The organism is Alloalcanivorax sp. (genome assembly GCF_964221125.1).
GTDB lineage: Bacteria > Pseudomonadota > Gammaproteobacteria > Pseudomonadales > Alcanivoracaceae > Alloalcanivorax > Alloalcanivorax venustensis.
The window spans coordinates 1-13,733 of record NZ_CAXPXK010000088.1; the positions used below are offsets into that span (position 1 = coordinate 1).

Annotated in this window: 12 protein-coding genes; 6 read left to right on the forward strand and 6 right to left on the reverse strand. The window is 69.0% G+C overall.

Annotated features, from left to right (window positions below):
* The coding region (locus ACEQZD_RS10695; RefSeq protein WP_370185379.1) for a hypothetical protein at window positions 1-392 on the forward strand (392 nt) is incomplete at its 5' end.
* Here ACEQZD_RS10695 and ACEQZD_RS10700 read toward each other — a convergent pair.
* The gene (locus ACEQZD_RS10700) at window positions 382-3,456 is read right to left on the reverse strand and encodes an efflux RND transporter permease subunit (RefSeq protein ID WP_142949181.1); all 3,075 of its coding nucleotides are present in this window, start codon (window positions 3,454-3,456) and stop codon (window positions 382-384) included. The genes ACEQZD_RS10695 and ACEQZD_RS10700 overlap by 11 nt on opposite strands.
* A 2-nt stretch (window positions 3,457-3,458) precedes the next feature.
* Window positions 3,459-4,577 carry an efflux RND transporter periplasmic adaptor subunit gene (locus tag ACEQZD_RS10705; RefSeq protein ID WP_335629488.1) on the reverse strand — a complete coding sequence of 373 codons (1,119 nt, stop codon included), beginning with the start codon at window positions 4,575-4,577 and terminating at the stop codon, window positions 3,459-3,461.
* A gap of 155 nt (window positions 4,578-4,732) precedes the next feature.
* Between ACEQZD_RS10705 and ACEQZD_RS10710 the strand changes: the two genes are divergently transcribed.
* The 3 genes from ACEQZD_RS10710 to ACEQZD_RS10720 all read left to right on the forward strand — a co-directional run bounded on the left by ACEQZD_RS10710 (window position 4,733) and on the right by ACEQZD_RS10720 (window position 7,586).
* Window positions 4,733-5,377 carry a TetR/AcrR family transcriptional regulator gene (locus ACEQZD_RS10710; protein WP_370185382.1) on the forward strand — a complete coding sequence of 215 codons (645 nt, stop codon included), beginning with the start codon at window positions 4,733-4,735 and terminating at the stop codon, window positions 5,375-5,377.
* Window positions 5,378-5,601: 224 nt separating this feature from the next.
* A complete protein-coding gene (gene alkA, locus ACEQZD_RS10715) occupies window positions 5,602-7,053 on the forward strand; it encodes a DNA-3-methyladenine glycosylase 2 (RefSeq protein ID WP_370185384.1) in 1,452 nt (483 codons plus the stop codon).
* A gap of 2 nt (window positions 7,054-7,055) precedes the next feature.
* Window positions 7,056-7,586, forward strand: a complete 531-nt coding sequence (locus ACEQZD_RS10720; RefSeq protein WP_335629485.1) for a methylated-DNA--[protein]-cysteine S-methyltransferase — start codon at window positions 7,056-7,058, stop codon at window positions 7,584-7,586.
* On the opposite strand, the gene ACEQZD_RS10725 is transcribed toward ACEQZD_RS10720, so the two are convergent.
* Window positions 7,544-8,779: an MFS transporter gene (locus ACEQZD_RS10725; protein ID WP_194855203.1), complete on the reverse strand. Its 1,236-nt coding sequence runs from the start codon at window positions 8,777-8,779 to the stop codon at window positions 7,544-7,546. The genes ACEQZD_RS10720 and ACEQZD_RS10725 overlap by 43 nt on opposite strands.
* Before the next feature lie 212 nt (window positions 8,780-8,991).
* On the opposite strand from ACEQZD_RS10725, the gene ACEQZD_RS10730 reads away from it, so the two are divergent.
* Window positions 8,992-10,194, forward strand: coding sequence for a class I SAM-dependent rRNA methyltransferase (locus tag ACEQZD_RS10730; protein ID WP_335629483.1), 1,203 nt, complete (start codon window positions 8,992-8,994; stop codon window positions 10,192-10,194).
* 21 nt (window positions 10,195-10,215) lie between these two features.
* Here ACEQZD_RS10730 and ACEQZD_RS10735 read toward each other — a convergent pair whose 3' ends face one another.
* On the reverse strand, window positions 10,216-10,818 hold the full coding sequence (locus tag ACEQZD_RS10735) for a LysE family translocator (RefSeq protein WP_335629482.1): 603 nt from the start codon (window positions 10,816-10,818) through the stop codon (window positions 10,216-10,218).
* A 210-nt stretch (window positions 10,819-11,028) separates the two neighbouring features.
* On the opposite strand from ACEQZD_RS10735, the gene ACEQZD_RS10740 reads away from it, so the two are divergent.
* Window positions 11,029-12,915, forward strand: coding sequence for a hypothetical protein (locus tag ACEQZD_RS10740; RefSeq protein WP_370185387.1), 1,887 nt, complete (start codon window positions 11,029-11,031; stop codon window positions 12,913-12,915).
* Window positions 12,916-13,032: 117 nt separating this feature from the next.
* Here the strand turns inward: ACEQZD_RS10740 and ACEQZD_RS10745 are convergent, their stop codons facing one another.
* Window positions 13,033-13,473, reverse strand: coding sequence for a DUF411 domain-containing protein (locus tag ACEQZD_RS10745; protein ID WP_194855199.1), 441 nt, complete (start codon window positions 13,471-13,473; stop codon window positions 13,033-13,035).
* A 15-nt stretch (window positions 13,474-13,488) separates the two neighbouring features.
* Window positions 13,489-13,733: cupredoxin domain-containing protein (locus ACEQZD_RS10750; RefSeq protein ID WP_370185389.1), on the reverse strand; the 245-nt coding region annotated here is incomplete at its 5' end.

The window sequence follows — 13,733 nt, forward strand, 5'->3', positions numbered from 1 at the left end:
CGGCGCAATGGCACGCCTTCGCCGACGGCCGGGAGGGCCGGCGCCTGCTGACTCTGAAAGTACCCGGTGAGGTGGACGCGCGCTTTCAGCTCGGCGCCAGCCGCAACACCAAGGCGCTCACCCACTGCAAGGACCTGCCCGAGGGCGTCGACCAGGAGAGCAAGCAGACGCAGACCATCGACGATGTGGCGTTCACCCGCTTCGACGTGACGCGCACTGATGGCGACCAATACACCACCATTCGCAGCTACCGCGCCACCTACACCGAGTCCTGCTACGCCATCGATCTGATCGCCCGCGGTAGCGGCGGCCAGGGCCAGGCGGCGGACCGCCAGACCGAGGCCCTGGAAACGCTGCAGACGGTGCTCGACGGCGTCCGGTTCACTGAGTAACCGGCTCGTCGTTGTGGGTCTCCTTGACCCGGAACCAGGCGGCGTACAGCGCCGGCAGGAACAGCAGGGTCAGAGCGGTGGCCACGATCAGCCCGCCCATGATCGCCACCGCCATGGGGCCGAAGAAGTCGCTGCGTGACAGCGGAATCATCGCCAGCACCGCGGTCAGCGCGGTCAGCGCGATGGGCCGGAAACGGCGCACCGTGGACTCGATGATCGCGTCCCACTGGCTGCGGCCCTGGCTGATGTCCTGCTCGATCTGATCCACCAGGATCACCGAGTTGCGCATGATCATGCCGGTAAGCGCGATGGTGCCGAGCATCGCCACGAAGCCGAACGGCTCGCCGAACAGCAGCAGGAACAGGGTCACGCCGATCAGCCCCAGCGGCGCGGTGAGGAACACCATGGTGGTCAGCGAGAAGCGGCGCAGCTGCAGCATCAGCAAAGTAATCACCACCAGCACGAACAGCGGCAGGCCGGCGTTCACCGAGCTCTGGCCGCGGGCGGATTCCTCCACCGTGCCGCCCACCTCCAGCAGATAGCCCGGCGGCAGCGCCTCGCGCACGCCCTGCAGCTTGGGCTGCAACTGACCGACCAGGGTGGCCGGCTGCTCGTCGCCGTAGATGTCGGCGCGCACGGTGACCGTGGGCAGCCGGTTGCGGTGCCAGATGATGCCCTCCTCAAAGCCGTACTCCAGGGTCGCCACCTGATTGAGCGGCACGCTGCGGCCGGTCTCGGTCTGCACCGCCAGGTTGCCCAGTTGCCCCAGGGCCTCGCGCTCGCGGGCGTCGCCGCGCACTTCCACGTCGATCAGCTCGTTGTCCTCGCGGTACTGGCTCACCGCCACGCCGGACAGGGAGCTCTGCAGCGCCCGGGACAGGTCGGCGGTATTCACGCCCAGGGCGCGGGCGCGGTCCTGGTCCACGTTCAGGCGCACCACCTTGCTGGGCTCTTCCCAGTCCAGATGCACGTTGGTCACCGCCGGGTTGTCCCGCACCACGGCGGCCACGTCGCGGGCCAGCTCACGGACCTTGGGAATGTGCTCGCCGGAGACGCGGAACTGAATCGGGTAGCCCACCGGCGGGCCGTTCTCCAGCCGCGACACCCGGCTGCGCAGGGTGGGGAACTGTTCGCGCATGGTGTCGATCAACCAGGCGCGGATTTCCTCGCGCTGTTCGATGCTGTCGGTGAGCACCACGAACTGGGCGAAGCTGGCCGCCGGCAACTGCTGGTCCAGCGGCAGATAGAAACGCGGCGAGCCGGCGCCCACATAGGCCACGTAGTGGTCGATGTCCGGGTTGTCGTCGAGCAGTTTCTCCAGCCGTTCCGCCTGCGCCTGGGTGGCCTCCAGGGAGGCGCCCTCGTGCAGCTTCAGATCCACCATCAGCTCCAGCCGCGCCGAGGGCGGGAAGAACTGCTGCGGCACCAGCCGGAACAGCGCCAGCGAGCCCACGAAGATCAGCAGGGTCAGGGTGATCACCGTCTTGCGGTAGCGCACGCACCACAGCACCAGCCGCCGGAACCGCTGGTAGAAGGGTTTCTGATAGGGGTCGTGCACCTTGCCGTCGGCGTCGCGGCGGGCCAGCTCCGGCAGCAGCTTGTCGCCCAGGTAGGGCACGAACACCACGGCGGTGATCCAGGACACCAGCAACGACAGCGTCACCACCTGGAAAATCGAACGGGTGTATTCGCCGGTGCCGGACTCGGCGGTGGCGATGGGCAGAAAGCCGGCGGCGGTGATCAGCGTGCCGGTGAGCATCGGGAAGGCGGTGCTGGTCCAGGCGAAGCCGGCCGCCTTCAAGCGGCTGAAGCCTTGCTCCATTTTGATCGCCATCATCTCCACGGCGATGATGGCGTCGTCCACCATCAGGCCCAGCGCCAGCACCAGCGCGCCCAGGGAGATCTTGTGCAGGCCGATGTCGAAGTAGTGCATCAGCGCGAAGGTCATTGCCAGCACCAGCGGAATCGACAGCGCCACCACCAGGCCGGTGCGCGCGCCCAGCGAGAAGAAGCTCACCAGCAGCACGATCACCAGCGCTTCGATCAGCACCTGCACGAATTCGCCGACGCCGGCCTCCACCGCCGCCGGCTGGTCGGACACCTTGCTCAGCGTCAGGCCCGCCGGCAGCGTGTCCTGCAGGCGCTTGAACTCGGCGTCCAGGTTTTCACCCAGGGCGAGAATATCGCCGCCGTCCTTCATCGACACCGCCAGGCCGATGGCGTTTTCGCCCAGAAAGCGCATGCGCGGTTCGGCCGGGTCGCTGAAGCCGCGGAACACCTCGGCGATGTCGCCCAGGCGCAGGGTGCGGCCGTTCACGTCGATGGGGAAACGGCGGATCTCCTCCACCGACCGGAACTGGCCGGACACCCGCAGGCGCACCCGGTCGCTGGGGGTCTCGAAGAAGCCCGCCTGGGCCACCGCGTTCTGCGATTGCAGTGCCTGCTGCACCGCGCCCATGGGAATGCCCAGGGACGCCAGCTTGGTGTTGGACAGCTCCACCCAGATTTTCTCGTCCTGGACGCCCACCAGCTCCACCTTGCCGGCGTCCTCCACGCGCTGAAGGGCGAGCTGCAGGCGCTCGGCGTAGTCCTTCATCAGCGCGTAGTCGAAACCGGGCCCGGTGAGCGCGTAGATGTTGCCGAAGGTGGTGCCGAACTCGTCATTGAAGAACGGCCCCTGGGCGTCCGGGGGCAGGGTGTGCTTGATGTCGCCAACCTTCTTGCGCACCTGGTACCAGAGATCCGGGATTTCCGAGGAGTGCATGTCGTCGCGGGCCACGAACAGCACCTGCGACTGGCCGGGCCGGGAGAACGAGGTGATGCGGTCGTAGTCGCCGGTCTCCATCAGCTTCTTCTCGATGCGCTCGGTGACCTGGCGGCTCACCTCCTCGGCGCTGGCGCCGGGCCAGACGGTGTTCACCACCATCACCTTGAAGGTAAAGGGCGGGTCTTCGCTTTGGCCCAGCTGCGAATAGGAGAGGGCGCCCAGGGCGCCCAGCAGGATCATCGCATAGAGCACCAGAGCACGGTTTCGCAGGGCCCATTCGGAAAGGTTGAAGCGCATCGCTACTCTCCACCTTCCTGGCCGTCACCCAGGCTGACCTGACGGTTCTGTCGGTCCACCGGGCGCACCTTCTGCCCTTCACGCAGCACCTGGGTGCCGGCGGCCACCACCCAGTCGTCCGCCGACAGGCCCTCCAGCACCGGCACCCGGTCTTCCCGGTAGGCGCCGGTGCGCACCGGGGTTTTCACCAGCGTGGCGTCATCCGGGTTCACCACCCACACGAAACTTTCGCCCTGGTCGGCGGTGACCGCCGCCAGCGGCACCGTGAGCACATCGGCGCCGCCGTTGGCGTGGTCCACCAGCACCCGCGCGCTCTGGCCCAGCTCGGCGTCCGCGGTGTCGTTATCAAAGGCGACACGGGCCTCGAAGGTTCGCGAGCTCGGGTCCGCCGCCGGCGCCAGCTCGCGGATGCGTCCCGGGAAGGGTTCGCCGGGGCGCGACCACAATTCGATGGCCACCTCGTCGCCCACCTGGAACCGCTTCACATCCTGCTCCGGCAGATCGATGACCACTTCCCGGTCGCCGTCCACCGCCAGCACGAACACCGCCTGGCCGGCCGCCACCACCTGACCGGCCTCCGCCAGACGTTGCGCGATGACGCCGGTTTCCGGCGCTTCCAGCACCGCGTAATCGGCCTGGTTGCTGGCCACCTTGAGCTGCGCGCGGGCCTGCTCCAGCTGGGCGTCGCTGGCCTCGGCGCGGCTCTCCACGGAATCGAACTGGGACTGGCTGATCACCTGCCGCTCGAGCAGGGTGCGGTAGCGCTCCAGCTCGCTGCGCGCCAGCCGCTGGTCCGAGCGGGCCGAGGCCAGCCGGGCGCGGGCCGCGTCCAGTTCCAGCCGCACGTCCTCGGCGTTCAGCTCCGCCAGCGGCTGGCCGGCTTCCACACGGTCGCCCACGGTCACCATGCGGCGGCTGATCTTGCCGCCGATGCGGAACGCCAGCTCCGGCTCGTAACGGGCGCGCACCTCTCCGGGGTAAATATCGCGCAGGGCGTCGCCGGTACCCGGCTGGACCACCAGGGCCGGACGCGGGCTGGTGTCGCTTTCGGGCTCCGCCGGGGAACAGGCGGCCATCACCAAGGCCAACGGCAGTAGAGCGAGCAGTGGATAACGAGACATGCCGGAAACCCCCAGAGCATGGTTGTTGAATGACGTAAAAAGGGCGCCGACCGCCCCCGGGCAATGCTATACTCGCCGGTATAGTAAGTTTATTGAACTCTTTGGTCCACTATCTCTTGGGGCCACTATTTGTTTGGCCGAAGGTTTGGAGAAGCATGCCTGATAACGACTCCCAGACGGCTCTGCGTGGACGGCCCAAGGACCCGGCCAAGCGCGAGGCGATTCTCGACGCCGCCAAGGCGCTGTTCATCGCCCAGGGGTTCGCCGGCACCAGCATGGACGCGGTGGCCACCGAGGCCGGTGTCTCCAAGCTCACCGTCTACAGCCACTTTTCCGACAAGGCGACGCTGTTCGCCGCCGCCGTGGAAGCCAAGTGCGAAGGGATGATGCCCTTCCCGATCTTTTCCCTGGAGGCCGGCGACGACCTGACCGTGGTCCTGGAGCGCATCGGTCACGCCTTTGTCACTCTGATCAACAGCGAAGAGGCCATCGCCCTGGAGCGACTGATGGCGAGTCTGGCCGGGCAGGACACCGAGATGGCCCGGCTGTTTTTCGAGGCGGGACCGCAGCGCACCCTCAACGAAATGGAGCGCCTGCTCACCCGGGCCCGCGAACGCGGCCTGGTGCGCCTGGACGACCCCGCCGCCGCAGCGGAACTGTTCTTCGGCATGCTGCAGAGCTGCCGCCACATGCAGCTGGTGATCGGCTGCGGCGAAGCGCCTTCGAAGCAGGAGGCTAAGGCGCACGTCCGCGAGGTGGTGCGCGTCTTCTTGAAAGGCTATGGGGTGGCTCCCTCCTGACAGAGCGGCCCGGGATTGTGGGAGCTTGCTTGCAAGCGAAAGGGAGCGAAGCTCCCGGCAGGATTCCAGAGTCCTGTCTAACAGCCGCACAATAGGCGTCTCTGGCATCCTGCCGGCCGGCAAAGCCGGCCTTTCGCGGGCAGGGCCCGCTCCCACAGGCAAGCTCCCACAGTCGGGTCCGAAAACGGCGAGTCGGGTGCCTCCGCACCGTCTATGATGACCCCATGTGGATCAATGACGATGTCTGTTATCAGGCGCTGACCGCCCGCGACGCCCGTTTCGACGGGCAGTTCTTCGTCGCCGTGGTGACCACCGGGGTGTATTGCCGGCCGGTGTGCCCGGCGCGCGTACCGCGGCGGGACAATTGCCGCTTTTTCGCCAGCGCCGCCGCCGCCGAAGCGGGTGGCTACCGCCCCTGTCTGCGTTGCCGCCCGGAGCTGGCCCCCGGCCACGCCAGTGTCGACGCCCGCCGCCGGCTGGCGCGGGCGGTGGCGGCGCGCATCGACGAAGGCGGCCTCACCGACAACCACCTCGGCGCCCTGGCCGCGGAGCTGGGCGTCAGCGACCGCCACCTGCGGCGCACCTTCGGTGACGAGTTCGGCGTCTCGCCGGTGGCCTACGCCCAAACCCAGCGCCTGCTGCTGGCCAAGCGGCTGCTCACCGACACCGGCCTGCCGGTCACCGAGGTGGCCCTGGCCGCCGGGTTCGGCAGCGTGCGCCGCTTCAATGCGCTGTTCCGCCAGCGCTACCGGCTGCAGCCCTCGCAACTGCGGCGCCTGCCGACCAGCCGTCACCAGGACAGCCTGGATTTTCAGCTCGCCTACCGTCCGCCGCTGGACTGGCCCCGCCTGCTGGCGTTTCTCGGCCAGCGCGCCATCGCCGGCGTCGAAGCGGTGGACGACGGCGTCTACCGACGCACCGTGGCGTTGTCGCGCCAGGGTCAGGTGCTGCGCGGCTGGCTGGCGGTGCGGCCGGTACCGGGCCGGCCGCTGCTGGCGGTGACCCTGTCCGCGTCGTTGGCAAGAGCGGTGCCGGAGGTGCTGGGGCGCCTGCAGCGGCTGTTCGATCTCGGCTGTCAGCCGCAGGAGGTGAGCGCCCGGCTCGGCGAACTCGCCGAGGCGCATCCGGGCCTGCGCGTGCCCGGCGCGTTCGACGGTTTCGAGGCGGCGGTGCGCGCGGTGCTCGGCCAGCAGATCACGGTGCGCGCCGCCTGCACCCTGGCCGGCCGGGTGGCCGCCGCGCTCGGCGAGCCGCTGGCGACCCCCTTCGCCGGCCTCACCCATACCTTTCCGGACGCTGAACGGGTGGCGGAGAGCAGTGCCGACACCCTCGGTGAACTGGGCATTATCCGCACCCGGGTGAAGGCGATACAGGTGCTCGCCCGGGCCTGCGCCGACGGCGACCTGGTGCTGGCGCCGGGGGCGGCGGTGGAAGACACCCTGGCGCGCCTGCGCGCGCTACCCGGCATCGGCGACTGGACCGCCCAGTATCTGGCGATGCGCGCCCTCGGCTGGCCGGACGCCTTCCCCGCCGCCGACTACGGCGTGCTCAAGGCCCTCGGCGAGACCTCCCCGGCGCGCGCCCGCGAACGGGCGGAGGCGTGGCGCCCCTGGCGGGCCTACGCGGTGATGCACCTTTGGCAAAGCCTGGAGAAAGGCGAAGAGAAAGGAGAGTGATGATGACGGACTATGTAGCGATTCCCGGCCCCCTGGGGGCCATGCTGGTAGCCGCCGACGAGCGGGCTCTGCTGGGGGTCTGGTTCGAGGGCCAGAAATACCACCCGGATCCGGCCGGCTGGACCCACCGTCCGGACAACCCCTTGCTGGCCCGCGCCGCGGAGCAGCTGCGCGGTTATTTCCAGGATCAAGGGCGCGCCGGCTTCGACCTGCCGCTGGCGCGGCGGGGCACCGCCTTTCAACGGGCGGTGTGGGCAGAGCTGCGCCGTATCCCCGCCGGCGAGACCTGGACCTACGGCACCCTGGCGGCCCGTCTCGGGCGCCCGGCGGCGGTGCGCGCGGTGGGCGCCGCGGTGGGACGAAACCCCTGGTCGTTGCTGGTGCCCTGCCACCGGGTGGTGGGCGCCAACGGTTCACTGACCGGTTATGCCGGTGGCGTGGGGCGCAAGGCCTGGCTGCTGGACTGGGAAAGCGGCCGCGAACCGGAGACTTATTCGCCGGCGGCGCAGGCGCTGGCCGGCACCGCCCGGTAGCCCTGGTGGCGGCGGGTGCGCCAGCACAGGTAGACGCCGCCCACCATCACCAGGCAGCTGCCGGCGAAGGCCACCCGGAAGCCTTCGCTCCACTCCACCACCAGGCCGGCCAGCGCCGGCCCCAGGAACTGGCCGGTGGCGTAGAACAGGGTGACGAAGCTCACCGCCACCGGCGCCTGATGGGGCGGCACGGTTTCCGTGGACGCCGCCAGAATGGAGGTGAACAGGCCCGCCACGCACAGCCCCAGAATCACGAAGTGGGCGGCGAACGCCCAGGGCTGCGGCCAGATCACCGGCAGGGCGGTGGCCAGCAGCGACAGCGACATGGACAGCACCAGGCCGTTGGAGTAGCCCAGCCGGTCCGCCAGCCAGCCCCAGAACGGCCCGGCGAAGATCGACAGAATCCCCATCAGCGACACCAGATGCCCGGCGCTCAGCGCCGTCAGGCCGCCGTCCAGCGCGAAGCTGTACATAAAGGTGACCTGCACGATGTAGGTGAGCCCGAGCACGCCGTACACCAGCCCCACGGTGACCACATGGGGGTTACGGAAGATCGGTTCGCCGGGGCCGCCGACACCGGTGGCGGCGTCGGTGCTGGCGGCCATGGGCCGCTCAGGGTTGCGCAGAAACAGCAGCACCAGGGTGGTCACCAGGGCGCCGCCGGCGGCGAAGCTCAGCCACACATGGCGCCAGCCGTCGCTGGTGTCCGCCTGGGTGAGCGCCGGCACCAGCGCGCCGGCCAGCAGCATGCCGGCGCCCACGCCGCTGTTGGTGAAGCCGATCACCGAGCCGCGCCGCTTCGGGTAGGTGTTGGCGAGCAGGGAAATCAACGGCGTGTAGCCGAAGGCGGTGCCCATGCCGAGCATCACCATCAATGCCAGCAGCACCCGGTAATCGCTGGCCTGGCTGAGACCGATAAAGCCCAGCGTCACCAGCACCAGCCCCAGCAGCACCGACTGCTTGCCGCCGAAACGGGCGGCGAACACCCCCGCCACCATCACCAGCAGCAGATAGCCCAGCGCGGTGGCGGTGCTCAGGTTGGCGGCCTGGGCATAGCTCAGCCCCAGGCCGTCGCGCATGGCCGGCAGCACCAGGCCGTAGCACAGGCGCGCGAACACCAGCACCACCACGGTGCACATGGCACCGGTGGCGACCATCAGGACAAAGGGGGGACGCTGCTGGAAAAAACGCATGGTGATCCTCAAGGGCGCTGAGCGCTTCGTTATTATCTCTCGCCGCCCGGCCAGGAAGGGCAAGCGGCTTTACCCGAGTTACCCGGTCGAGTGTAGCTCAGCCGCGCGGCGCTCGCATACCAAAGGGTATGTCAGGCGCGCCATCAGCGGTCATTGCACTCACGGCGCCCGGTGCCGTGATAAACTGCCGCTTTTGCGCGAGCGAGCCACCCATGACCGACGACACTCCTACCCTGCGCCTCAAGAAAAACGAGGAACGCCGCCTCAAGGCCGGCCATGAATGGATCTACGCCAACGAAGTGGACACCGCCCACAGCCCGCTCAAAAGCCTGCCCGCCGGCACCGCCTGCGTGGTGGAAGACAGCCGTGGCAAGGCGCTCGGTCGGGCCTTTATGAGCCCCAATTCACTGATCGCCGCCCGCCTGTACAGCCGTGACGTGAAACAGGAACCGTCGCGCAGCTTCTTCAAGAAGCGCATCGAGCAGGCGCTGGCGTTGCGCGAGACGCTCTATCCGGAGGCCGGCTACCGGCTGGTGCACGGCGAGGCGGACGGCCTGCCCGGCCTGGTGGTGGACCGCTACCAGGACACCCTGGTGATGCAGGCGGGCACCGCCGGCATGGAGGCCCATCTGGACACCGCGGCGGCGGCCCTGGACGCGGTCCTGTCGCCGGCCAATATCGTGGTCAAGAACGAGGCCGGCGTGCGCGAACTGGAAGACCTGCCGCTCTACACCCGTGCCCTCAAGGGCGAGGTGCCGGAAAGCGTGGAACTGCACGAGAACGGCGGCCGTTTCCAGGCGCCGCTGCGCGAAGGGCAAAAGACCGGCTGGTTCTTCGACCACCGCAGTGCCCGGGCGCGCATGGCGCCGCTGGCCAAAGGCGCCCGGGTGCTGGATGTGTTCGCCTACTGCGGCGGCTGGGGCGTGCAGGCGGCCATGGCCGGCGCTGCCGAGGTGACCGGCATCGACAGCTCCTCGCTGGCGCTGGAATACATGCACCGCAACGCGGAAATGAACGGCGTGGCGGAGCAGCTGCGCACCCTGGAAGGCGACGCCACCACCGCCATGAAGCAACTGCTCGCCGACGGCGAGAAGTTCGACCTGGTGATTCTGGATCCGCCCGCCTTCATCAAACGGCGCAAGGATTTCAAGAACGGCCTGGCCGGCTACCACGCCATCAACGAACTGGCGGTGCGGCTGGTGAAGCCGGGCGGCTATCTGATTTCCGCGTCCTGCTCCATGCACCTGCCGGCGGACAAACTGCTCGACGTGGTGCGTTCCTCCGCCCGGCACATCGACCGTTCACTGCAGGTGATCGGCTTCGAAGGGCAGGGGCCGGACCACCCGGTGCACCCGGCGATTCCGGAAACCGCCTACCTGAAAAGCTGGTTCGCGCGGCTGCTGTTCCGTTTTTAACGGAACAACAGCGAGCCGGCCTTAAAGCCAGACCGCCGCCGCGACCAGCACCAGCACCATCGCGGTGGCGCGTTCCACCTTGTCGTGGTGCCGGCGCAGGGCCGCGAGCACCGGCCCGCGCGCCAGCAACAGCGCCACCAGGCTGTACCAGCCACCGTCGATCACCACCGCCGTGGCGGCCACCTGCACCCGGGCGGCCGTGGTCATGTCGGCGCTCACGAACTGGCTGAACAGCGCCAGAAAAAACAGCGCCACCTTGGGGTTCAGAAACGCGATCAGAAAGCCGTCGCGCACCGCGTTGCCGCCAGCCCCGGCGTCCGGCGCCGGCGCCGGCCCCCGCGCGGCGCGCCAGCTGCCCAGCGCCAGCCACAACAGGAACAGCGAACCCGCCAGCCGGATGGCGATTTCCAGCTGCGGGAAGCCACGCAACACCACCGCCAGCCCCGCCACCGTGGCGACCGCGTACACGCCGATGCCGGCGGCATGGGCCAGCCCGGCGCCCACCCCGGCCCGGGCCGAGCCGCGCAGCGTGTGGCGGGTCACCACCGCCAGGCTGGCCCCCGGGGTCATGGCGCCCAGCGCGCACACGCCGATCAAAAGCAGCCAGTCGGTTACAGCAAGCATGATGTCCTCGTCGGTTCCCGGGGTTTGGTGATGATGCCTTTTATACGCGCTAGGTAAACTTAGGTGTTGTTTTTTCCTTTATTGCAAACCTGTCGCCGGCGCTGTGGCCGCTCTCCGGCCTTTCTGATTACTCTCCCTACCTTTGTGGTTATTTATCCGCCCACGCGGATTTTTTGCTGTGCATAAAAAGAAGGTATCGGGAGAACAACAATGTCAGTTATTTCCATGCACACCGGGCGCGGCGCCGCGATGGCGCTGTGCACCTTGCTCGCGTTGACCGCCTGTGGCGGTGACAGCGGCTCCGGCGGCGAGACCACCGCCAACGCGCCGCAACAGCGTGACGCCGCCCCCACCGCGGTGGACCGGGGCCGCGAGATATTCCGCTTCGAGACGTTCGGCAACCAGGGTTTCTGGACCAGCGCCATGCGTCTGCCCCAGGGCATTGAGGACAGCGGCATGACGCCGCTGCGGGCCCTGGAAATGGGGCTGAACATCAACACCGCCGCGCTGGCACCGCAACAGGCCGAGGCGCTGCGCAACGCCGCCGCCCGCATTGAGGCCGGCGCGGACCCGGCCGATACGGTGCTGGCGGAGCCGACCCGCCTCAACGCCTGGCTCAACCAGGGCGCCGTGATCGGGCTGGTGCCGTTCCGCGCCGACGGCGAACGCAAGCCTTTGGGCAGCAGCGACGGCTTCACCGGCGGCGGCCTCAACCTGGCCGCCGGCGACCGGCTCGGGGTGAGCTGCGCGCTCTGCCACGCCAGCACCGAGGGCGACGTGCTCGCCCCGGGCGTGGCCGGCGCCGGGTCCGCCGGCCAGCCGGTGGACGGCGTCATCGCCCGCGACCTGGACGTGGGCGCGCTGTTCGCCACCGCCAATAACCCGCTCGCCTACCTGCCGTTGCTGCAGCTGCGCCTGGACCAGCCGGACGCTGGCGCCGACGACGAACAGGGCGGTCTGCTCGACGGCCTGCTGCCCTCCGGGCCGGAGCCGGAACCCTATGACGGCGTCACCGTCGGGCGCGGCGACTTCGCCGGCATCCCCGCCGACGGCACCCTCGAGGAGGCCACCGCCGCCGCCCGCGAGTACCTCACCGGCACCTACCAGCAGGACGGCGAGACCCGGCGCTACTACCCGCGCACCTCGTTCGACGGCACCCCGGACGGCCTCGGCAACGCCTCCATCACGCCGCCGTTCTTCCGCACCGACCTGGCGGCGCCGGGCAGCCACGCCGGCATCTTCGAGCAGGTGGACGACTTCAACAATCTGGATTACACCGTCGCCATGGAACCCACCAGCCTGCTCACCGAATCCGGGCGTGCCTTTCTGAACGTGGTCGCCGGCCGCCTGGGCGACGAGATCGCCCGGCGCTACGAAGCGGTGCTGCGCGACACCGGTGTGATTCCGGAGGGCATGGCGGCCACCGATGTGATTCCGTTCGTCGAGGTGGAGCGCACCGACCTGCCGGTGGGCGCCCCGGCCGGCCCGGTGGGCCGCCGCGTCGCCCAGCGGAAACTGGACGACCTGCGCGCCTACACCGACCAACTGCCGGCGCCGGCCGCCCCCGACGATCTGGACGCCGACCAGGTGGCCGCCGGCCGCGCCCTGTTCACCACCCGCCGGGAAGAGGGCGGCGCCGGCTGCGTGGCCTGCCACACCGCCGACCCCAACCAGCCGGTCTCCGCCGAGGTGGTCCCCATCGAAACCCTGTACCCGGCCTACAACGATGAGCTGCTGGTGCTGTTCGAACGGTCCACGGTGAGCGACTTCAGCGACGTGCAGGACGCCCGTGGCGGCCCCGCGCCGGCCTACGACGACTCCGTGGTCGCCCTCGACGCCACCCTGCGCGGCGGCCGGCGCGGCTTCGCCCAGCCGCTGCTGCTGGCCCTGGACGGCAAGGCCCGCTTCCTGCACGACGGCTCGGTGCGCGGCAGCGACGCCCGGGACGGCCTGGACCGCCTGCTCGACCCGGCCCGGGGCGCGCAGGCCCCGCATCCCTTCTACTTCCCCGAGAACCTGGACCAGGGCGATGACGCCCAGGGCCGCGCGGCGCTGGTCGAATACCTGCGCAGCCGCACCACGGATCAGGAGGAATAAGACAGGTCTCTGGTATCCCGCCGGCAAGCTCCGCTTGCCTTTCGCGGGCGGGGCCCGCTCGCACAAGGGCTCCGCTCCCGGCGCCGGGCTACGGAGCCCACCATCAGACCCGAACCCTCAAGGATGCTCGGCAAACACCTTAACGCCGTCCTCGCCATACAGCAGCACCTGATAATCGTCCTGCCGGTCGCCCATCTCCATCCCGGGCGACCCCACCGGCATGGCCGGCACCGTCAGCCCGTGGGCATCGGGCTTCTGCTCCAGCAGGCGGCGCACGTCTTCCGCCGGCACATGGCCCTCGATGGCGTAGCCGTCGATAAAGGCGGTGTGGCAGGAGCCGAGCCCCGGACGCAGCTGTGCTTTTTCCTTGATCGGCTGCAGGTTCTGCACGTCGTGGGTGACCACGTCGAACCCGTTGTCGCGCATGTGGTCCGCCCATTTTTCGCAGCAGCCGCAGGTCGGTGATTTATACACCTCCAGGGTGCCGGCTTCGGGGGCCTCGGCCACGGCCAGGGAACTGGCCACCAGCAGGCCGGCGGCGGTCAGTAAACGCTTCATGGTGCTATCCTCGTGTCAGTGAACGATCAGTTTGCCCTGGTACATATTCATCTGGCAGGTAAAACGGTAGGTGCCCGGTTGTTCCGGCGTCAGCGTTACCGTGGTGGTTTCCCCCACCGGTAAATACTCGCTGACGTCGAGGCCGTGGAACACCACCTGTTCGGCGCAGGGGCTGGCGTCGCGGCGTTCGAAGCGCAGCGACAGCGGTTCGCCGGCGTTGCTCTCGATCACCGCCGGCTCATAGACCCCGTCGTCGACGA

Bases quoted from the DNA above. Each gene is read 5' to 3' on its own strand.
- ACEQZD_RS10710 (WP_370185382.1), top strand. From the start codon at position 4,733: ATGCCTGATAACGACTCCCAGACGGCTCTGCGTGGACGGCCCAAGGAC.
- alkA (WP_370185384.1), top strand. From the start codon at position 5,602: ATGTGGATCAATGACGATGTCTGTTATCAGGCGCTGACCGCCCGCGAC.
- ACEQZD_RS10735 (WP_335629482.1), bottom strand. From the start codon at position 10,818: ATGCTTGCTGTAACCGACTGGCTGCTTTTGATCGGCGTGTGCGCGCTG.
- ACEQZD_RS10745 (WP_194855199.1), bottom strand. From the start codon at position 13,473: ATGAAGCGTTTACTGACCGCCGCCGGCCTGCTGGTGGCCAGTTCCCTG.
- ACEQZD_RS10740 (WP_370185387.1), top strand. From the start codon at position 11,029: ATGTCAGTTATTTCCATGCACACCGGGCGCGGCGCCGCGATGGCGCTG.
- ACEQZD_RS10720 (WP_335629485.1), top strand. From the start codon at position 7,056: ATGACGGACTATGTAGCGATTCCCGGCCCCCTGGGGGCCATGCTGGTA.
- ACEQZD_RS10725 (WP_194855203.1), bottom strand. From the start codon at position 8,779: ATGCGTTTTTTCCAGCAGCGTCCCCCCTTTGTCCTGATGGTCGCCACC.
- ACEQZD_RS10730 (WP_335629483.1), top strand. From the start codon at position 8,992: ATGACCGACGACACTCCTACCCTGCGCCTCAAGAAAAACGAGGAACGC.
- ACEQZD_RS10700 (WP_142949181.1), bottom strand. From the start codon at position 3,456: ATGCGCTTCAACCTTTCCGAATGGGCCCTGCGAAACCGTGCTCTGGTG.
- ACEQZD_RS10705 (WP_335629488.1), bottom strand. From the start codon at position 4,577: ATGTCTCGTTATCCACTGCTCGCTCTACTGCCGTTGGCCTTGGTGATG.